The organism is Streptomyces sp. NRRL S-37, from assembly GCF_000721605.1.
GTDB lineage: Bacteria > Actinomycetota > Actinomycetes > Streptomycetales > Streptomycetaceae > Streptomyces.
In genome coordinates this window covers 209,128-229,085 of the sequence record NZ_JOIZ01000010.1, presented here as the reverse complement: position 1 = coordinate 229,085, position 19,958 = coordinate 209,128, and the positions used below count along the sequence as shown (strand labels likewise).

The following is a 19,958-nucleotide window of genomic DNA, read 5'->3' as shown; positions in this document are numbered from 1 at the left end:
TCCGTCCTTGTGTGCGTCAGGCGGCCTGCACCGGCTCGAGCTGCCCGCAGAGGAACTGGGCCAGCTGCCGCACGGTCGGGTGGTCGTGGGTGAGCGAGGCCGGCAGGGGCAGCCGGAACGCCTGCTCCAGGGCGGCCTTGACCTGCTGGGCCATCAGCGAGTCCAGACCCAGGGAGACGAACTCGGTGTTCGGGTTCAGTTCGTCGCCCTCCTCCAGGTGCAGGACGTCGGCGACCTTCTCGCGGACGACCCCGGTCACGGCGGCGGTCCGCTCGGCCGGCGGGAGGGCGGCGAGCGCGGTGAGGTCGGGGCCGGTGTCGTCGTCGGAGGCGTTGCGGGCGAGCCGGTCGTAGAACAGGTCGCCGGTGACGCTGCCCGCGACGTAGCGGTCCCAGTCGAACTCGCCGACCACCCGCTGGGTGCGGGGTCGTCCCCAGAGCCTGGCCAGGGTGTCCAGGGCGCGGGTCGGGGAGAAGAAGCGCACGCCGCTGCGTTCGATCTCCTGGCTGAGGTGCTCCTCCAGACGGGCCGACATGCCGACCCGTGCCCAGGCGCCCCAGTTCACCGACAGGCCGGGCACGCCCCGCCGGCCGCGCCACTCGGCGAGGGCGTCGAGGGCGGCGCTGGCCGCGGCGTAGTGGCCCTGGGTGGCGCCGCCGAGGACCGAGGCGATCGAGGAGTAGGTGACGAAGAAGTCCAGTTCCGGGAAGGAGGACTGGGCGGCCTCGTGCAGCAGCCAGCCGCCATACGCCTTGGCCTCCAGCTGGGCGTCGATGGCCTCCCAGGTCAGCTCGGCGACGAGCTTCTTGTCGTAGGCGCCCGCGGCGTGCACGATCCCGCCCACCGGGTGCGGGCCGGCCGCGAGGTGCCGCACCAGCCGCCGCACGTCCTCGGCACGGCCGATGTCGGCCCGGACCAGGTCGAGTTCGGCGTGCTCGGCGAGGTCGGCGAGGACGGGGGCGGCCTCCTCGGTGGGCCGTCCGCCGCGGCTGACCAGCGTCAGGTGGCGGGCGCCGAGGGCGATCAGCTTGCGGGCGGTGACCAGGCCGAGGCCGCCCGTACCGCCGGTGATGAGGTAGGTGCGGTCCGGGCGCAGGGCGGCCGGGACCTCCTCGGCGGGGGCGGCGGGCTCCGCCTCGGGGGCGTCCGGGAGGGTCACCCAGGACTGGCCCGACGGGTCCGACAGGGCGGTCCGCAGCGCCTCGCCGGTCTCGTCGAGGCGGAAGTGCCGGGCGCCGTCGTCCTCTTCGGCGGGCGGGGCGTGCACCACGGCCGCCGCGGGGACGGTGAGCGTGGAACGGAACGTGCCGTCGTGGCGCACGAGGACGTCGTCGCCCGGCGCGAACCCGGTGCCCTCGGCCGCCGCGAGGACCGTGCCGGTGGCCGCGGTGCCGAGCAGCGGCGGGGGCTCCTCCTCCGCGCCGAGCAGTTCCTCGCGCTCCGCGCGGCCGGTGTCCAGGGCGGTGCGGGCGTCGCCGGCGGTCAGGCCGACCGACCGGACGCGGATCTGGACCTCGCCGGCCCCCGGGGGCACGTCCGCGGCGGCGACCAGCGCAAGGTCGGACAGGTCGCCCGAGTCGGGGGCGCGCAGTTCGAAGCCGCCGGACCAGGTGAGCGGGGCGTCGCCGGAGAGGAGCCGGCGGACGTAGCGGCGGCCCGGACGGTGGGCGACCTGGTACTCGCCGGGCGGTTCGGCGTGCCACTCCTCCAGCAGCGGGGCCAGGCCGCTGCCCGGGGCGACGTCGACCAGGGTGGCCCGGTACTGGGGGTACTCGGTGAGCAGCACCCGGCCGAAGCCCCAGAGCGTGGCGGCGGCCAGGTGTCCGCCGTCGCCGGCCGGGTCGCCGGGCAGCCACTGGGCCCCCTCGGTCACCAGCCACAGGCGGGGCGGCCGGGGGGTGCCCGCAGCGTCCAGCGCGGTGACCAGGGCGAGCAGTTCGCGGTAGTTCTCCTCGCACTCGGCGCGCAGCCGGTCGGCGGACATGGCCTGCGGGAGCTGCCGCCAGACGCGGCAGACGTCGGTGACGGTGGGGTCCTCCAGGGCCGCCTTGAGTTCGGTGAGGCCGGCGCCCCGGGTGACCTTCAGGCCGGGCCGTCCGGCGAGGTCGGCGGCGCGGGCGGGCGACGGGTCGAGCAGCACGATGTGCCGGGCGGGGGCGGTGGTCTGCGGTGCGGGCAGGGCGCGGCGGACCCACTCGGGGCGGTGCAGGAACCGGCGGCGGCCGGTGCTGCCCTCGGGGCGGGCCAGCCGGACGCCGAGCAGTTCGGCGACCGGGTCGCCGTTCTCCAGGAGCAGCACGTCGGCGGTGCGGCGGTCCTGGTCGCCGTGCACCCGGGCGAGGACGCGCAGCTCCTCGCCGCGGGGCTTGCGAAAGTGGCGGACCGAGGCGACGTCGCGGGGCACGAACACCGGGCCCTCGGGGTCGAGGACGACGCACGCCTGGACGGCGGCCTCCACGAGCTCCGCCGGCACGTGTTCGACGGCGGAGGCGTTCCGGCCGGTCAGCTCCCCGGTGACCAGGCCGTCGGCGTGCCGGGCGGCACGCAGCAGCAGCCGCATCCGGGGGCCGTGCGGGCGGCCGACGGAGGCGAGGTCGGTGTAGATGTCCTCATCGTCGATCTGCGTTCTGGCGGGGGCGAGGCCCGCGTCCAGTTCGGCCAGTTCGGAGACGGGGACCACCGGTTCGGGGTCGGCGGCGATCACCGCCGTGGCGTGCACGTCCTCCTCCCCGCCGACGACCGTGAACACCGCCACCTCGGCGCCCCCGCCCGGCAGCGGCCGCCAGCGGGTGGTCAGGGCAATCCTGGTCTCGGCGGGAACGTCGAGCGGCGCGAGCAGCCGGAGGTCGCGCACGGCGGACCGGGCGTGGCCCCGGACCGCGTCCTGGACCGCGAACAACAGGTCGACGTAGGCGCCGGCAGGCAGGGTTGTGCGTCCGCCGTCGGCGAGGTCGGCGAGCGGGCCGAGGTCCTCGGCGGTGAACTCCGCGGTGAACTCCCGTACCCCCGAGGCGAAGCGCTCCTCGGTGCCGAGCAGCGGGTGGCGGGCGGTGCCGCCCGCGGCGGCGCGGCGCGGTCCGGCGGCCGGCAGCCAGTAGCGCTTGCGCTGGAAGGCGTAGGTGGGCAGGTCCGCCTTGGCCGGCACGGCGTGCCCGGCGTGGTAGCCGGGCCAGGAGACGGTGAGTCCGGCGGCGTAGTACTCGGCGAGTGCGGTCAGGGTGGTGGTGGCCGTCCGGTCCCGGCGGCGCAGGCTGGCCAGCCACAGGTGGTCCTCGGCGGCGACGCCGCGCCGGGCGAGCGCGGTCAGCGCGGCCTGCGGGCCGATCTCGATCATGGCGTGCCGGCCGCGCCGGGCCACCGCGCGGATGCCGTCCAGGAAACGCACGGGTTCGCCGATGTGCCGTACCCAGTAGTCGGGGGTGGCGATGTCGCGGAACCGGGCGAGCCGTCCGGTCACGTTGGAGATCAGGCTGATGGCCGGCTCGTGGAACTCGATGCCGTCGAGTGCGGCGCGGAAGTCGTCGTAGACCTCGGCCATCTGCGGGGAGTGGAAGGCGTGCGAGACCGCGAGCCGGTCCACGCGCACGCCGCGCTCCTTGAGGATGCCGCAGACCTCGTCCAGGGCGGGGAGGGCGCCGGAGACGACGCACTGGTCGGGGGCGTTGACCGCGGCCAGGGCGAGGTCGGGGCGGCTCGCCAGGAGCGGCTCGACGTCCTCGGCGGGGGCGGCGACCGCGGCCATGCCTCCCTCGGCGCGCACCGCCTGCATCAGCCGGGCCCGCGCGGCGACCAGCCGCACGGCGTCGGGGAGGCTGAACAGGCCGGCGACCGCGGCGGCGACGACCTCGCCGATGCTGTGCCCGACGAGCACGTTGGGGCGCACACCCCAGGCCATCCACTGCCGGGCGAGGGCGTACTCGAGGGTGAACAGGGCGGGCTGGGTGTACTCGGTGCGGTCGATCGCCCCGGGGTCTTCGGCGGTGCCGAGCAGCAGGTCGCGCACGGAGCGGTCCAGGTGCTCCGCGAACAGCCGGTCGCACGCGTCGACGTGGGAGCGGAACTCCGGGAGGGCCTCGTAGAGGGCGGCGCCCATGCCGACGTACTGGGAGCCCTGGCCGGTGAACATGAAGGCCGTCTTGCGGATGCCGCTGGGGCCCTCGTGGTCCTGGCCGGCCGCCCGGTCCAGGAGCCGGGCCAGGGCGGCGCGGTCGGCGACCGGGGCGGCGACGCGGTAGGGGTGGTGGGTGCGGGCGACGTTGGCGGTGTGGCAGAGGGCGTCGAGGGGGAGGTCGGGCCGCTCGTCGAGCAGCCGCCGGTGGTTCGCGGCCTGCTCGCGCAGGGCGGCGGAGCTCTTGGCGGAGAGGGTGAACAGCGGGGCGGCGGACGTGCCGGAGGACTGCGGCGCGGGGCTCGCCTGCGGTGCCTGCTCCAGGACCACCGCGCCGATGGTGCCGGCGAAGCCGAAGCTGTTCACGACCGCGCGGCGCACCTCGGCCCGCCACGGCTCGCAGGCGGTCGGCACGCGCAGCGGGTAGAGGTCCCAGGGGATGCGCCCGGACGGGGTGGTGAGGTTCAGGTGCGGGTAGATGGTGCCGGAACGCAGCTGCAGCACCGTCTTGATGACGCCGACGATGCCGGAGGCCGGCTCCATGTGGCCCAGGTTGGTCTTCACCGACGCGGTGAGCACGGGGTTGTCGGGGGTGTGCGACTCGGCGAACACGTCCCCGATGGCGCCGAACTCGATCGGGTCGCCGAGCGGGGTGCCGGTGCCGTGCGCCTCCACGTACTGGATGTCCTCGGGGGCCAGGCGGGCCGTGGCCAGCGCGGCGCGGATCACCTTCTCCTGCGCGGGGCCGTTGGGCACGGTCAGTCCGGCGCTGTCGCCGTCCTGGCCGACGGCGGTGCCGCGCACCAGGGCGAGCACCCGGTCGCCGTCACGCTCGGCGTCGGAGAGCAGCTTGAGGACCAGGACGCCACAGCCCTCGGCGCGCGCGTAGCCGTCGGCCGACTCGTCGAAGGTCTTGCACTGCCCGTCCGGGGCGAGCATCTGCGCGTTGGAGAACATCACCGGGATGCGCGGGTGGTGCAGGGCGTTGACGCCGCCGCACAGCGCGATGTCGGTCTCGCCGGAGCGCAGGGCCTGCACCGCCAGGTGCAGTGCGACCAGGGAGGACGAGCAGGCGGTGTCGACGCTCATGCTGGGTCCGCGCCACCCCAGGAAGTACGACAGCCGGCCCGACAGCGGGAACATCGTGATGCCGGAGGCCAGGTGGCCGTCCATCTCCTCGTACGGCAGGGACTCCAGCTCCAGCGCGTAGTCGATGGAGCTGGCGCCGACGTAGACGCCGCCGTTGCCGCGGCGCAGCGGTGCCGGGTCGATGTTGGCGTGCTCCAGGGCCTGCCAGGCGGTCTCCAGCAGCAGGCGCTGCTGGGGGTCCATGTACCGGGCCTCCTTCGGGGAGATGTTGAAGAAGGCGGCGTCGAAGAGGTCCACGCGGTCGAGGAAACCCCCCGCGGTGGTGTGGATCTTCCCCTTGTCCTCGGGGGTCTCGGGGGTGAACGCGGCCACGTCCCACCGGTCCTGCGGGATCGGGCCGATCCCGCTGCGCCCCTCCCGCAGGAAGGCGTCGAACTCGTCGGGCGAGGTGCTGCCGCCGGGGAATCGCAGACCGATTCCGACGATCGCGACCGGCTCGGGCGGCTGCTGGGATTCCGCACGCGGCATGGAGGGACTCCTTAGCTTTCCTGGGAGGAACTGTCCTGGACGGCCTGGGTCAGGTGGTCCACCAGATGGGCGACCGTCGGCTCGTTGAAGAGCACGCTGACGTTGATGGAGAGATCAAGGAGCCGCTCCAGGCTCTGACGTATCTCGGTCAGCCGCAGTGAGGTGAGTCCGAGATCGAAATAGCTGATGTCGAGCGGGAGGTCCTCGGATTCGTCCATGAGGAGAACCGCCCTGAATTTCTTCAGGACGATCGACTCGATTTCTTCGGCGAGTTCGGCGCGCGGCAGATCACGCAGGCGCTGAACAGTGCTGTCGACGGGTGGCATGCGGTCATGCAAGCAACGCGGGCTGACGCCCCACTGACGGACGGCTGGGTCGGCTTGGCTGAATCAGCCCCCTGTCAGCGCCGGGTCAGATTCCACTGCCACGCTCGCACTGCTTCGAAAAATCCGCTCGCCACAGGTGAAAGGCTGAAGATGCTTCGCGAAGCCGCGCAGGAGGAGAGTGCCGAGGCACCTTCCGATATCAAGAGCTACGACCTCTACATCGCGGGCAAGGATGTCGCGGGTGACGGGTGGGTGTACACCGTCAGCGGCCGGTCCCTGCTGGAAGACGTGTTCACCAGCGTGAGCCTGAAGCGCGCCCTGGAGCAGGACCCGGAGTCGGAGGCTGCCAGGCACCCGTACGTCGTCGGGCGCTGCGCGATCGCGGACGACGCGTCCATCGACCTGGCCACGCAGGCCGCGGCCGCCGCCGCACCCGACTGGGCGGCCGTGCCGCTGGAACGGCGGATGCGGCTGGGCACCCGGTTCCGCGAGGAACTCATCAAGCACCAGGACGAGTTCCTGCGCATGCTGGTCGCCGAGTCCCACCCGGTCAAGCTGGCCCGCTGGGAGCTGAGCTGCCTGCTGCAGATCTACTCCCCGGGTTCCCTGCGCTGGTACACCAAGCAGATGCGGGTGGAGAAGGAGTACGCCGGCCGCACGCTGGTGCTGCACCGCCAGCCCGACGGTGTGGTGGCCTTCAACCCGCCGCAGAACGCACCCCTGCCGAGCGCCGCCCTGTGCGTGCTGGCGCTGATGGCCGGCAACGCGGTGGTGGTGCGGGCGCCGCGCAGCATCGCGCTGAGCACCATGTGGCTGCTGCGGGACGTGGTGGCGCCGCTGCTGGAGGAGATGGACGCGCCGGCCGGGGTGCTCAACGCGGTGTGCAGCAACCCCAAGCAGACCATGGACCGCTGGATCGCGGACCCGCTGATCAACGACATCTTCTACATCGGTGGCAGCCAGGAGGGCCTGCGCTTCGAGCAGCAGTGCGTGGCGCACGGCAAGAAGCCGATCCTCGAACTGGCGGGCAACGACGGCATCGTGGTGTGGAAGGACGCCGACGTCAAGTGGGCGGCCGAGGCCATCACCGAGGCCTTCTACGGCTCCGGCCAGATCTGCATGGTGCCCAACTACGTGCTGGTGCACCCGGACGTCGCGGACAGCCTGATCGCCGAGGTGAAGGAGCAGGTCAAGGGCATCCGCCCGGGCCTGCCCGAGGAGGAGGACGTGCTGCTGTCGCCGGTGCGGCGCAGCGAGCGGTTCTTCCGGCTGCTGCGGCAGGCGCTGGACAACGGCGCCGAGCTGGTCACCGGCGGCCACCGCACCGAACTGGACGGCACGCCCTCGGAGACGGGGGTCTTCCTCCAGCCGACGGTGGTGCGCGTGGACGGCCTGGACCGGGCGCGCACCTACGACGTGGTGCGCGAGGAGACGTTCTTCCCGCTGGTGCCGATCGTGGTCCCCGAGCGGGAAGACGACGACGCCCTCCTGGAGGCGTTCCTGCGCTTCGTCAACAACAACGACTACGGGCTGCGCAACTCCCTGTGGTCGCGTTCCGACCACGTCATCGAGACCTTCGTGCGACGGGTCGTCAACGGCGGCCTGCTGAAGGTCAACGACTCCCACATCGGCTTCCTGCCCTACCTGCCCAGCCACGGCGGCACCGGCCGCACCGGCGGCGCCTTCGGCGAGGCCAACTACCCGATGCTCAAGACCTCCCACGTGCAGGGCGTCAGCATCGCCCGCGGCGTCAGCCCGTACGACGCGGTGTTCGGCGCCTGACCGCCCTCCGCCCCTGAACCCCGCCGTTTCCGCTGGAGGCTTCCGTTGCGTTCCCTCGACCTCGCCCGCTCCGTATGCGAGCGCTTCCACCCCGGTCTGCTCAAGGAGCTGGACCAGATCCCGTACACCGACCGCGAGCGGCCCGGCAGCCCGGTGATCGACCTGTTCCGCATCCACGGCGGGGTCGGTCTGCTGATCCCCGAGGAGTACGGCGGCCACGGCGCCGACGCCCTGGACGCGCTGCGGGTCCAGCTGGCCCTGGGCGCCGTGTCCCCGTCGCTGGTGGCGGCCGTGTCGATGCACCACTTCACCATCGCGATGCTGTACTCGCTGGCCGTGAAGAAGGGCCGGCTGACCGACGAGCAGACGGCCCTGCTGCGCCGGATCGTGCCCGACCAGCAGGTGATGGCGTCCGGCTGGGCCGAGGGCCGGACGGCGCAGAACATTCTCAAGCCGGCCGTGACCGCCCGCCCGGTGCGCGACGGGTTCCTGCTCACCGGCGCCAAGAAGCCGTGCAGCCTGTCCCGTTCGATGAGCCTGCTCACGGCGAGCGTCGCCATCCACGGCGACGACGGCGAGCCGGAGCTGGCGCTCGCCCTGGTGCCGGCCGACGCGCCCGGCCTGACCGTGCACCCGTACTGGGGCAACGACCTGCTGGCGGGCGCGGAGAGCGACGAGGTGCGGCTGGAGGACGTGTTCGTGCCGGCCGGCATGGTCGTGCGGGCCGGCGCCGACGACCCGCACCGCCTCGACGACCTCCAGTCGGCCGGGTTCGTCTGGTTCGAGATGCTGATCTCCGCCGGGTACGCGGGCGGTGCGCTGGCGCTGGTGGAGCAGGTGCTGGAGCGCGAGCGCGGCAGCGTGGCGGAGCGGGCCTCCCTCGCCGTGGACATGGAGGCCGCGGTCGCGCTGCTGGAGGGCGTCGCGCGGGCGACCGGCCCGGAGCCCGGTGACGAGGAGTCGGTGGCCCGCGTACTGGTGGCCCGGTACGCCGTGCAGAACGCCCTGCCCGACATCGCCTCCCGTGCCCTGGAGCTGCTGGGCGGCCTGGACTTCATCAGCGGCTCCGGTCCGGCACAGGTCGCGGCGGCGCTGCGGGCCCTCGCCTTCCACCCGCCGTCGCGCGCCGCCGCCGCCGAGCCGCTGCTGCGCTGGTTCGACGGCGGCGAGCTCGTCCTCGCCTAGGGCCGCGGCCGGGACGGTTCGCCGGCCGGTGAACCCCCGGTCACGGCACCACCGCCGCGGCCGGACAGGACCCCGGCCGCGGCACGGTCCCGGTCCTGTCCGCACGACCCCACGACCCCTTGGAGTGAGCCACACGTGACCGTCATCCAGGAATCCCCGGCGGCTTCGTCCGCCGACGCCGAGGCGGAGGTCCTCGGCCTGTACCGCGCGCATCTGAGCAAGGGCCGGGCCACGCTCGCCGAGCTGTTCGGCAGCCACATGGAGGTGGCGTCCGAGGGCGCCTGGCTCACCACCAGCGACGGTGAGCGCTTTCTCAACGCCGGCGGCTACGGCGTGTTCGTGATGGGCGCCCGCCACCCGATCGTGATGGAGGAGGTGGAGCGCCAGCTGCGCACCCACCCCACCGCGACCCGCATCCTGCTGGAGCCCACCGTGGCCCGCGCGGCCGAGGCACTGGTCTCGGTGCTGCCGCCCGGTCTGGACCGGGTGCACTTCGCGCTGTCGGGGGCGGAGGCGGTGGAGACCGGCCTGAAGCTGGCCCGCGCAGGCGGTTTCAAGCGCACGGTCTCCATGCGCGGCGGCTACCACGGCAAGACCCTCGGCGCGCTGTCGGCCACCGCCAAGGAGGTCTACCAGCGGCCGTTCCGCCCGCTGGTGCCCGACTTCCTGCACCTGCCCTTCGGTGACGCCGACGCCCTGGAGGCCGAACTCGCCGCCCACCCGGGCGAGGTGTGCGTCATCCTCGAACCGGTCCAGGGCGAGGGCGGTGTGATCATCCCACCGAAGGGCTACCTCAAGCGCGTCGAGGAGCTGGTGCGTGAGTACGACGGCTTCCTGATCCTCGACGAGGTGCAGTCCGGCTTCGGCCGGCTCGGCGAGTGGTGGGGCGCCGACATCGAGGGCGTCCTCCCGGACGTCCTGCTCGCCGGCAAGGCACTCGGCGGCGGGGTGATGCCGGTCTCGGCGGCCGTCGCCACCCGCAAGGCCTTCCGTCCCTTCGACAAGGACCCCTACGTCCACACCGCCACGTTCTCCGGCCAGCCGGTGCTGATGGCCGCGGTTCAGGGCGCCATCCGGGCCGTGAAGGAGGAGCGCCTGGTCACCAGGGCGCTGGACCTCGGCGCCCGGCTGCTGCCGGCGATCACCGAGATCGCGCGCCGCAACATCCCCGACCTCGTGGTGGACGTGCGCGGCCGGGGCCTGCTGATCGGCGTCGAGCTCGTCGAGGCCGGGCTGGCCGGCGAGCTGCTGATCGAACTGTTCAACCACGGCGTGGTCGCCAACCATTCGATGAACGGCAGCTCGGTGGTGCGGTTCACCCCGCCCGCCGTGCTCGGCGACACCGACGTGGACTTCCTCCTCAACTCCTTCGACCTGGCCACCCGCGACCTCGTACGGGGCGCGGCCAAGATGCCGGAAGGCGGTAACTGATCGTGAGGCACGTCGAACTCGATGCCCTGATACCCGGGGAGCAGGCCAAGACGGTCCTGCACGCCGTACGGCGCTGGGAGCGGTACCCGGACCTGGCGCCCCACGTCAACGCGACCACGGTGCACGCCGCCTACCCCGACCCCGCGGCCTCCTCCAGCTGGGAGCTGCACTTCCGCAGCGGCCTGCTGCGCTGGACCGAGGACGACACCGTGCTGCCGGGGCAGGGCGAGATCCGCTTCGAGCAGTCCGACGGGGACTTCGACTCCTTCTCCGGGACCTGGTCGGTGACGCAGGACGGCGACGACGTCGCGGTCCGCTTCGACGCCGACTTCGACTTCGGCATCCCGAGCCTGGAGGGCATCCTCGACCCGATCGCCGAGCGGGTCATCAAGGAGACCGTGGCCTGGGCGCTGACCGGTCTGTTCCCCGCCGTGCGCATCAGCGGCGGCATCGAACTCACCCCGCCCGCCGCGGTCGGCGCCTAGCGCATCAGGGAGCTGCTGACCATGGACCAGGCAAACCCGTTCGAGACACCGCGCACGTACTCGCTGCACCGCGCCGAGTACCTGGTGGGCTTCGCCGTCACCACCGGCCTGATGATCGCCCACTTCGACGAGATCCGCTGGCTGCCGGCGGTCGCCCTCTTCCTCTACATCGACCTGATCGGCTACATCCCGGGCGCGATCGCGTTCCGGCGCAGTGGCGGGCGGCCGATCCACAAGGCGTACTACGTCCTCTACAACGTGATGCACAGCCTCATCACCCAGGCCGCCGTGGCCGCGCTGTGGTGCTGGCTGGTGAAGCCGGAGTGGGCGCTGCTGGTGCTGCCCTTCCACCTCTTCGGCGACCGCGGGCTGTTCGGCAACTTCATGAAGTCCTTCGCGCTGCCCTTCGAGCCGGTCCGCCAGCCCGGCTACCTGCGGCTCTTGGACGACCTGGGCCTGCCGCACCCCAAGCCGGTCGGGCATGTGACGGACCCGGTGCCGGTCGGGCACGTCCCGGTCCGCAAGCCGGTGCCGACGCCGCGGGCGGACGCCGCCGCGGCGCAGGAGGCCCCGGCCCGGGCCGCCGCGGCCGGAGAGTCCGCGGCCCGGCAAGCGGAGGCGCTGCGATGAGCACCGCGACCGCGACCGCGACCGGCCCGCGCACGCGCCGGCCCGTCCGCCAGGACCCGGCCGAACGGCGCCGGGCGCTCTATCACCTGGCGTCCCCGGTGTCGGTGCTGACCACCGGCCCGGAGAGCCGGATGCACGGCACCACCGCGAGCACGGTCACCCTGGTCTCGCGCGAGCCGCTCCTCGTCGGCGTCGTGCTGCGGGCCGGGTCGTCCTTCGCGCGGCGGGCCGCCGCCGAGGGCCGGTTCGCGATCAACGTGCTGGGCGGTGACCAGGCGGAAGTGGCCCGCCGGTTCGCCGACAGCGGGCGCCCCGACGGCAGCGCCCAGTTCGCGGGCCTGCCCTGGACGGCGGACCCGTACGCGCAGGCCCCGCTCATCGCGGGCGCGCTCGCCCACTACACCTGCCGCTTCCACTCCGCCCACGCCGCGGGCGACAGCGAGCTGCTGCTCGGCCACGTCGTGCGCGCCAGGGCGGACGAAGGGCTCCCCCTGCTGAGTTACGCCGGCCGCCTGCACGCCGGCACCCTGCATCCGGCGAAGGAGGCCGCCGCGTCATGACGCAGTCCAAGGTACTCGTGGCCCCCGAGGCCGACTGGGACAAGGCGCCCGGTCTGCTGGACGGGGCGAAGGAACTCACCCTCGGTCCCGAGGAGTGCGACCTCGCCTACTGGATCACCTCGGTTGCCCAGGGCACGCTGCGCGACCGCGGCGTGACCGGCCACCACGACGACGCGATCGTCCCGGACTTCCTGAAGGAGCCGGGCCCGCTGCGCGAGGCGCTGGTGCTGGAGTTCGGTCTGCGCGGGCTGTCCGAGGAGCTGGCCACCCGGCTGCTCGGCCACTACGTGTCGATCGCGCCCGGCATCCCCGAGATGGAGTTCTACGCCACCCAGCTGCTCGACGAGGCACGGCACGCCCGCGTGTTCCGCAACCACCTGGTGGAGCTTGGCATCCCGGCCGACACGCTCCTGAAGAGCATCGACGAGATGGCCCGGGACTACCGCGCCCGGGTGCTGGACCCGGTGGTCGACTTCACCCTCGACATCGTCCGGGACCAGGCCGACTTCCCCGGCGGTGTCGCCGTGTTCGCCATCGTCATCGAGGGCGTGCTGGCACCGGCCGCCGAGCTGAGCGAACGCAAGTGGACTCCCCTGTCCCCGGCCACCGGCGAGATCTCCCGCGGCACCGCGATCGACGAGATCCGCCATCTGACGGTGGCCAGCACCATCCTGCGCGACCACGTGGCCGCGCACCCCGAGTACCGTCCGCGCCTGCTGGAGATCCTGCGGGCCGGCGTGCGGCTGTGGGACGAGATCCCCGACCGGGAGTTCGTGATCCACCGCGAGGAACTGTTCCAGGAGGGCATGCTCCGGCACGCCGACCGGATCGGCGACTACGAGATCTGGCCCGGCGTGCGGATGCTCGACACCACTCCCGAGCAGCGCTACGACATGGCCGAGCGGTGGACCGACGAGATGGCCGAGGCCCGGATGGCCTACATGGGCCTGCCCCTGGAGGTCCTCAGCAGTCCGGGGCCGGCCGCGTGAGCACCCGACGGGCCGCCGTGGTCTGCGGGATCGGGTCGTACGTCCCGCCCGACGTGGTCACCAACGAGGACCTGGCCCGGCGCCTGGACACCTCGGACGACTGGATCCGCTCGCGCACCGGGATCGCCCGGCGCCGTGTGGTCGCCCCGGGCACGGCGACCAGCGACCTGGCGGTCGAGGCGGGCCTGCGGGCGCTGAAGTCGGCGGGAGACGCGCGGGCGGGCGCGGTGGTGCTGGCCACCACCACCCCGGACCAGCCGTGCCCGGCCACCGCTCCGCAGGTCGCGGCGCGGCTCGGACTCGGCGAGGTGCCCGCCTTCGACGTGGCCGCCGTCTGCTCCGGCTTCCTGTACGGCCTGGCCGGCTCGGCGGGCCTGATCGCCGCCGGGGTGACGGACCGGGTGCTGCTGATCGCCGCGGACGCGTTCACGACGATCATCAACCCCGAGGACCGCACCACGGCGGTGATCTTCGCGGACGGCGCGGGCGCGGTGCTGCTGCGGGCCGGCTCCCCCGAGGAGCCGGGCGCGGTGGGCCCGCTCGTGCTGGGCAGTGACGGCGGGCTGAGCCATCTGATCGAGGTGCCGGCCGGAGGGTCGCGGCAGCGGTCGTCCGGCCGGGAGCCCGCACCGGAGGACCGCTTCTTCCGGATGGTGGGCCGCGACACCTACCGGCACGCGGTGGAGCGGATGACGGCCACCTCCACCGAGGCGGCCGAGCGGGCCGGCTGGCGGCCGTGCGACGTCGACCGGTTCGCCGCGCACCAGGCCAACGCCCGCATCCTGGAAGCGGTCTCGGAGCGGCTCGGCATCCCCGGCGAACGGCGACTGAGCAACATCGCACAGGTCGGCAACACCGGCGCCGCCTCACTGCCGCTGCTGCTGGCCGAGAGCGCGGCGGACGGACGGCTCACCGCCGGGCACCGGCTGCTGCTGACCGCGTTCGGCGGCGGGCTGTCCTGGGGCGCGACCACGCTGGTCTGGCCCGAGGTGCAGACCGTCTGACGTCCCGTCACAAGCGGGGCCCGGGCCGGCCCCTCCCACAAGCGCTGTCCGACACAGCGGAGAACGGGCGCTTGCGCCTTCGAGAGAACTGTCGAAAGGAACCGACATGCTGGAGCAGCTCAAGGAAATCCTGTCCAACAAGCTCAAGGTGTCGCCCGAGGCCATCACCCCGGAGGCCACCCGGGAGGACATCGAGCTGGACTCGCTGGCCGTGGTGGAGCTGTCGCTGCTGCTGAAGTCCGAGCTCGGCCTGGACGTCAGCGACGACGACCTGCTGGAGGCGGAGACCGTGGCCGACATGGTCCGGCTGATGGAGGAGCGGAGTGCGAAGGTCTGATGGCCGGCATGGACATCGCCGTCACCGGGCTCGGCCTGGTCACCCCGGGTGGTATCGGGGTCGGGCCGAGCTGGGCGGCGGTCTGCGACGGCAGGCCGGCCGCCGCCCTCGATCCGCTGCTGACGGATAACCCCGTACGTATCTCCTGCCGGGTGCCCGGATTCGACCCCGAGCGCCTGCTGAGCGCACGGCGGGCCCACCGCCTGGACCGGTTCGTCCAGTTCGCGCTGGTCGCCGCGCACGAGGCGGTGGCCGACGCGGGCCTCGATCCGCAGACGTGGGACGGGGCGCGGGTGGGCGTGGTGCTGGGCTGCGCAGACGGCGGCCCGGGCACCGTCGAGGAACAGCACCACGTGCTGCGCGAGCAGGGCGCCGACCGGGTCTCGCCGCTGCTGCTGCCCATGCAGCTGCCGAACATGCTGGCCGGGCAGACGGCCATCGAGTTCGGGGCGACCGGGCCCAACCTGGTGGTGGCCACCGCCTGCGCCTCGGGCGCGACCGCCATCGGCACGGCCCGGGACCTGCTCGCCCTCGGCCGCTGCGACATCGTCCTCGCGGGCGGCAGCGAGGCCATGGTCACCCCCCTGGTCATGGCCGGCTTCGCCCAGATGGGGGCGCTGTCGAAACGGCACGACGACCCGGCCTCCGCGTCCCGGCCGTTCGACGCCGACCGGGACGGCTTCGTCGCCGGGGAGGGCGCCGGCATCCTCGTCATGGAACGGGTGGCGGACGCCCGCGCCCGCGGCGCCCATGTGCACGGCCGGATCATCGGCTACGGCGCCACCGCCGACGCCCACCACATGACGTCGCCGCACCCCGACGGCGCGGGCATCGAGGCCGCCGTCCGTGCCGCGCTCGCCGACGCGGGCGCGGACCCGGACGACGTCCAGCACGTCAACGCCCACGGTACGTCGACACCGCTGAACGACCTGGCGGAAGCCCGCATGATCGGCCGGACGCTGCGCGGGGACCCGCTGGTCACGTCCACGAAGGGAGTCACCGGACACCTGCTCGGCGCGGCCGGGGCGGTCGAGGCCGCCTTCACCGTGCTGAGCGTCGAGCACGAACTCGTGCCCCCCACCGCCAACCTCGTCATGCCCGACTCCAGGATCGACATCAAACTCGCGCAGACCGCCACCTACATGCCCATCGACCTCGCCCTGAGCAACTCCCTGGGCTTCGGCGGCCAGAACACGGCCCTGGCCATCGCGCCGGCCTGAACGGCCCGGCCACGTACCGGCAGCCGCCCGCGGAGCACCTCCGACGGGCGGCTGTTCCCGTGCGGCACCCGGCCGCACGGCGCCCACCCCGCCGGTCCGCGGGCCACCCCACCCCGCCCCACGTCAGGAGTCCACCGTGCACGATCCCCAAGAACTGCTGAAGGACGGGCCGCAGGCCGTACGGCGGCTGGCCCGCCGTCGCCACGACCTCGACCCGGCCGCGCTGGCCGACGCCCTGCGCGAGCGCAACGGCGCGCAGGCGGAGGTGACCCGGCTGCGCACCGAGCTGAACCGCACGGCCAGGGCCCGCCGCTCCGGCCCGCCCACCGAGGAGGAGAAGGCGTCCGCCCGGGCGCTGCGGGCCGAGGTGCAGCGGGCCGAGGCCGCCGCCCGCACGGCCGCGGCACACCTGACCGAGCTGCTGCTCTCCGTCCCCAACATCCCCTTGGACGCGGTCCCGGACGGCGACTCGGAGAAGGAGGCCGTGGAGATACGCCGGGGCGGTCCCGCTCCTCGTCCGGCGGACGGCGCCCGCCACCACGCCGACATCGGGGAGTCCCTCGGCATCCTCGACGGCCCGGCCGCGGCCCGGCTGTCCGGTGCCCGCTTCGCCGTCGCCCGCGGGGCCGGGGCACGACTGGAGCGGGCCCTGCGCGACTTCCTCCTCGACCTGCACACCCGTGAGCACGGCTACACCGAGCAGTCGGTGCCGTTCCTGGTCGACCGCGACACCATGACCGGTACCGGGCAGCTGCCCAAGTTCGAGGACGACCTGTTCCGCACTCAGGTCGGTGAGCGGGAGCTGTTCCTGATCCCCACCGCCGAGGTCCCGCTGACCAACCTGGTGGCCGGCCGGCTCCTCGACTCCCGCTCACTGCCGCTGGCCTTCACCGCCTGCACGCCGTGCTTCCGGGCGGAGGCCGGGGCGTACGGCCGGGACACCCGCGGCATCCTGCGGCTGCACCAGTTCGAGAAGGTGGAGCTGGTGCGCGTCTGCGCCCCCGAGGACGCCCCGGCGCAGCTCGAACTCATGGTGAACCACGCCGAGGAGTGCCTGAAGCGCCTGGAACTGGCGCACCGCGTGGTGCTGCTGCCGGCCGGCGACCTCGGGTTCTCCGCCCGGATGACCTACGACGTCGAGGTGTGGCTGCCGGGCAGCGGCTCCTACCGGGAGATCTCCTCGGTCTCCGACTGCGGCACCTTCCAGGCGCGTCGCGCGGACATCCGCGTCAAGCGGCCCGACGGGAGCAGGACGCCTGCGGTCACGCTGAACGGCTCGGCGCTGCCGATCGGCCGCACGGTCGCCGCGCTGCTGGAGCAGGGCGTGCGGGAGGACGGCTCGGTGGAGCTGCCCGAGGCCCTCGTCCCCTACACCGGCTTCCGCCGGATCCTGCCGGGCGGGGACACCGCGTAGGCGCCGGCGGGCGCCACCGCGAAAGGGGTCCTTTCACTATGAGCGTCCGATCAGGTCGCGTGGTCTGGTGCCGTGCATCGCAAGGCGCCGGGGCGCCCTCGTGGCGGAGCCACGTGGGCGTTTCGGCAACGCGGCGAGGTGCGGCACCAGACCACGCGACCTGATCGGACGCTCATAGTGAAAGGACCCCTAAGGGGCGGGAGCCGGGTCCGCGACCCGGCTCCCGCCCCTTTCGCCGCGCCCGGCCCGGGGCTCAGGCGCCCATCATGTGCACCCCTCCGTCGACGTGCACGATCTCCCCCGTGGTGCGCGGGAAGAAGTCCGACAGCAGGGCGACGACCCCGCGGGCCGCCGGGTCCGGGTCGGTGGGGTCCCAGCCCGCCGGGGCCCGGTGCTCCCAGACCCCGGCGAGGTCGGCGAACCCGGGGATGGACTTGGCCGCCATGGAGCGCAGCGGTCCCGCCGCGACGAGGTTGCAGCGGACGCCGCGACCGCCCAGGTCCCGGGCGAGGTAGCGGCTGGTCGACTCCAGGGCGGCCTTGGCGACGCCCATCCAGTCGTAGCGCGGCCAGGCGACCGCGGCGTCGAAGGTCAGCCCGACCACCGAGCCGCCGCGCCGCTCCATCAGCGGCAGGCAGGCCGTGGTCAGCGACTTCAGGGAGTACGCCGACACGTGCACGGCGGTCGACACGTCGTTCCAGTCGCCGTCCAGGAAGGAGAAGGCGCCCTGCGGTCCGTAGGCGATGGAGTGAACCAGTCCGTCCAGGGTGTCGGTGTGCTCGCGGATCCGGTCGCCGAGGCCGTCCAGTTGCCGCTGGTCGGTGACGTCGAGTTCGAGCACCGGGGCCGGCTTCGGCAGCCGTCCGGCGACGCGCTCGATCAGGGAGAGGCGCCCGAAGCCGGTGAGGATGACCTCGGCACCCTCCTCCTGGGCGATGCGGGCCGTGTGGAAGGCGATGGACGCGTCCGTGACGACCCCGGTCACCAGGATCCGCTTGCCGGCGAGGAGTCCGCTCATGTCCGGGTCACCGCCTCGGGCAGGGCTCGCACCATCGGGGAGTCGTGGCCGAGGGCGCCGAGTGCGGAGGCACCACCGGGCGAGCCCACTTCGGCGAAGAAGTCGGCGTTGGAGGCGGCGTGGTCGCCCCACTCGGCGGGCACGTCGTCCTCGAAGTAGATCGCCTCGACGGGGCAGACGGGTTCGCAGGCGCCGCAGTCGACGCATTCGTCGGGGTGGATGTACAGGGCCCGGCGGCCCTCGTAGATGCAGTCCACGGGGCACTCGTCGATGCAGGAGCGGTCCTTGACGTCGACGCAGGGCAGGGCGATGACGTAGGCCATCGTCAGCTCCTCTTCGTCACGGGGGTGGTCGGGGGGCCGGGGACGCCGTCGACCGGAGCCCCGGTGGTGCGCTCGCCCAGCAGCAGGACGGTCGCCGCCAGGGCCGCCATCGCCGCGGCGATGACCCCGAACAGGGCGCCGGGGCCGTGCGCGTCCAGGACCGGCAGCAGGACGAACGGCAGTGCGGCAGCGCTGAGTTTGGACAGCGAGTAGGCGGCGCCGGACGCGGTGGCGCGGATCGCGGTCGGATACTGCTCGGAGAGGTACACGTGCGAGACGCTGGAGAAGACGTTGCTGCACAGGGTGTAGACGAAGCCGAACGCCACGATGAGCGCGGGGGATCCGGCGTAGGCGAAGCCGAGGCCGGCGACCATCATCGCCGCCGCGGAGGCCGCGACCAGCGTCCGGCGCTCGAACCGGTCGACGATCGGCAGGGCCAGCGCGGAACCGACCGGGTAGCCCAGGAAGGACAGCGCGGTGAAGCCGATGCCCGCGACGATGCCGTAGCCCTTGGCCGCGACGATCTGGGGGGCCAGCGTGCCGAAACCGTAGTAGCCGACCACGGACAGCACGCAGAAGATCCACAGCACCACCGTGCGGCGCCGCATGCCGCGGCCGAACACGTCGCGCACACGGTGGCGCACCGCGGCCGGTTCCACCGCTCCGGCGGTGTCCGCGGCCACCGGGCGCACCGACGCGGGACGGTCCGGGTAGGCCTGCTTCTCCATCTCGGCGACCAGCAGCTCGGCCTCCTCGGTGCGGCCCTGGGCGGCCAGCCACCTCGGCGACTCGATCAGCCGGCGGCGCAGCACCCACACCACGGCGGAGCCCAGCGCCCCGATCACGAACAGCCAGCGCCAGCCGTCGATGCCCAGCGGAGACAGGGGCACCAGCCACAGCGCGGCGAAGCCGACGGCGGGCACCCCGCAGAAGGCGACGGTGTAGGCCCAGGCGATGTACCGGCCGCGCCGCTTGGCGGGCAGCACGTCGGCCAGGTAGCAGTCGGACAGCACCTGTTCGGCACCGATGCCGATGCCGGCCATGAAGCGGGTGACGATCAGCCAGGCGGCGTTCGGCGAGAAGGCGCCCAGCAGGGAGAAGCCCGAGTAGATGGCGAGGTTGATCAGGAAGGCCTGGCGCCGGCCGAACCGGTCGGCGATCCGGCCGAGCACCAGCGAGCCGATGAACTGGCCGATGAACACCGAGGCCAGGACGAGTTTGAGCTCGGTCGCCCCGAAGGCGAAGTCGCTCTGGAGCACCTTGGCGATGGTGCCCGAGAGGTTGTTCTCGAACGTGTCGAAGAGCAGGCCGATGCCGATGACCATGGTGAGTCTTCGGTGCATCGGGGTGATCGGCATGCGGTCCAGGCGGACCCCGATCGCGGCGGGAGCGGTGACACCGCCCGCCACCGTGGTGGTCTGGGACATGGGGAGGCTCTCCTTGGACTCCTGGTTCTCAGGGACTCCGGTGAGGGAACCGCCCGGGCCGACGGCGGGCCCGGGCGTGCGGCCCGGGGGCCGGGGCTGTGG

General features: G+C 73.3%; 16 protein-coding genes. 11 read left to right on the top strand and 5 right to left on the bottom strand.

The features are described from left to right. Positions 1 to 16: 16 nt before the first annotated feature. On the bottom strand, positions 17 to 5,725 hold the full coding sequence (locus tag IH50_RS0117255) for a type I polyketide synthase (RefSeq protein WP_030862360.1): 5,709 nt from the start codon (positions 5,723 to 5,725) through the stop codon (positions 17 to 19). Positions 5,726 to 5,736: 11 nt separating this feature from the next. Next, on the bottom strand, positions 5,737 to 6,051 hold the full coding sequence (locus tag IH50_RS0117250; RefSeq protein WP_030854101.1) for an acyl carrier protein: 315 nt from the start codon (positions 6,049 to 6,051) through the stop codon (positions 5,737 to 5,739). A gap of 150 nt (positions 6,052 to 6,201) precedes the next feature. On the opposite strand from IH50_RS0117250, the gene IH50_RS0117245 reads away from it, so the two are divergent. From IH50_RS0117245 to serS, 11 genes are all read left to right on the top strand, one after another. Next, positions 6,202 to 7,833 carry an aldehyde dehydrogenase family protein gene (locus IH50_RS0117245; protein WP_030862358.1) on the top strand — a complete coding sequence of 544 codons (1,632 nt, stop codon included), beginning with the start codon at positions 6,202 to 6,204 and terminating at the stop codon, positions 7,831 to 7,833. 45 nt (positions 7,834 to 7,878) lie between these two features. Next, on the top strand, positions 7,879 to 9,018 hold the full coding sequence (locus IH50_RS0117240; RefSeq protein WP_030862355.1) for an acyl-CoA dehydrogenase family protein: 1,140 nt from the start codon (positions 7,879 to 7,881) through the stop codon (positions 9,016 to 9,018). Positions 9,019 to 9,153: 135 nt separating this feature from the next. Then, positions 9,154 to 10,449, top strand: a complete 1,296-nt coding sequence (locus IH50_RS0117235; RefSeq protein ID WP_030862352.1) for an aspartate aminotransferase family protein — start codon at positions 9,154 to 9,156, stop codon at positions 10,447 to 10,449. A 2-nt stretch (positions 10,450 to 10,451) separates the two neighbouring features. Beyond that, positions 10,452 to 10,934, top strand: coding sequence for a type II toxin-antitoxin system RatA family toxin (locus tag IH50_RS0117230; RefSeq protein WP_030862351.1), 483 nt, complete (start codon positions 10,452 to 10,454; stop codon positions 10,932 to 10,934). A 21-nt stretch (positions 10,935 to 10,955) separates the two neighbouring features. Next, complete coding sequence (locus tag IH50_RS0117225; RefSeq protein WP_030862348.1) at positions 10,956 to 11,564, top strand: hypothetical protein; 609 nt, start codon at positions 10,956 to 10,958, stop codon at positions 11,562 to 11,564. Beyond that, the gene (locus tag IH50_RS0117220; RefSeq protein WP_030862345.1) at positions 11,561 to 12,124 is read left to right on the top strand and encodes a flavin reductase family protein; all 564 of its coding nucleotides are present in this window, start codon (positions 11,561 to 11,563) and stop codon (positions 12,122 to 12,124) included. Before IH50_RS0117225 ends, IH50_RS0117220 begins: the two co-directional genes overlap by 4 nt. Next, on the top strand, positions 12,121 to 13,113 hold the full coding sequence (locus tag IH50_RS0117215; protein ID WP_030862342.1) for a VlmB-like protein: 993 nt from the start codon (positions 12,121 to 12,123) through the stop codon (positions 13,111 to 13,113). Before IH50_RS0117220 ends, IH50_RS0117215 begins: the two co-directional genes overlap by 4 nt. Next, positions 13,110 to 14,117 carry a beta-ketoacyl-ACP synthase III gene (locus tag IH50_RS0117210; protein ID WP_030862339.1) on the top strand — a complete coding sequence of 336 codons (1,008 nt, stop codon included), beginning with the start codon at positions 13,110 to 13,112 and terminating at the stop codon, positions 14,115 to 14,117. Before IH50_RS0117215 ends, IH50_RS0117210 begins: the two co-directional genes overlap by 4 nt. Before the next feature lie 106 nt (positions 14,118 to 14,223). After that, positions 14,224 to 14,454 carry an acyl carrier protein gene (locus tag IH50_RS0117205; RefSeq protein WP_018888444.1) on the top strand — a complete coding sequence of 77 codons (231 nt, stop codon included), beginning with the start codon at positions 14,224 to 14,226 and terminating at the stop codon, positions 14,452 to 14,454. Continuing rightward, the gene (locus IH50_RS0117200) at positions 14,454 to 15,674 is read left to right on the top strand and encodes a beta-ketoacyl-[acyl-carrier-protein] synthase family protein (protein WP_030234941.1); all 1,221 of its coding nucleotides are present in this window, start codon (positions 14,454 to 14,456) and stop codon (positions 15,672 to 15,674) included. The genes IH50_RS0117205 and IH50_RS0117200 overlap by 1 nt, the downstream gene beginning before the upstream one ends. 136 nt (positions 15,675 to 15,810) lie before the next feature. Further along, complete coding sequence (serS, locus tag IH50_RS0117195) at positions 15,811 to 17,088, top strand: serine--tRNA ligase (protein ID WP_030862335.1); 1,278 nt, start codon at positions 15,811 to 15,813, stop codon at positions 17,086 to 17,088. A gap of 253 nt (positions 17,089 to 17,341) precedes the next feature. Here the strand turns inward: serS and fabI are convergent, their stop codons facing one another. The 3 genes from fabI to IH50_RS0117180 are packed head-to-tail and all read right to left on the bottom strand — an operon-like array spanning position 17,342 to position 19,856. Next, a complete protein-coding gene (gene fabI, locus IH50_RS0117190; RefSeq protein WP_030862333.1) occupies positions 17,342 to 18,106 on the bottom strand; it encodes an enoyl-ACP reductase FabI in 765 nt (254 codons plus the stop codon). Further along, positions 18,103 to 18,429, bottom strand: a complete 327-nt coding sequence (fdxA, locus tag IH50_RS0117185; protein ID WP_030862331.1) for a ferredoxin — start codon at positions 18,427 to 18,429, stop codon at positions 18,103 to 18,105. The genes fabI and fdxA overlap by 4 nt, the downstream gene beginning before the upstream one ends. A gap of 2 nt (positions 18,430 to 18,431) precedes the next feature. Continuing rightward, on the bottom strand, positions 18,432 to 19,856 hold the full coding sequence (locus tag IH50_RS0117180; RefSeq protein ID WP_051767345.1) for an MFS transporter: 1,425 nt from the start codon (positions 19,854 to 19,856) through the stop codon (positions 18,432 to 18,434). Between the last annotated feature and the right edge of the window lie 102 nt (positions 19,857 to 19,958).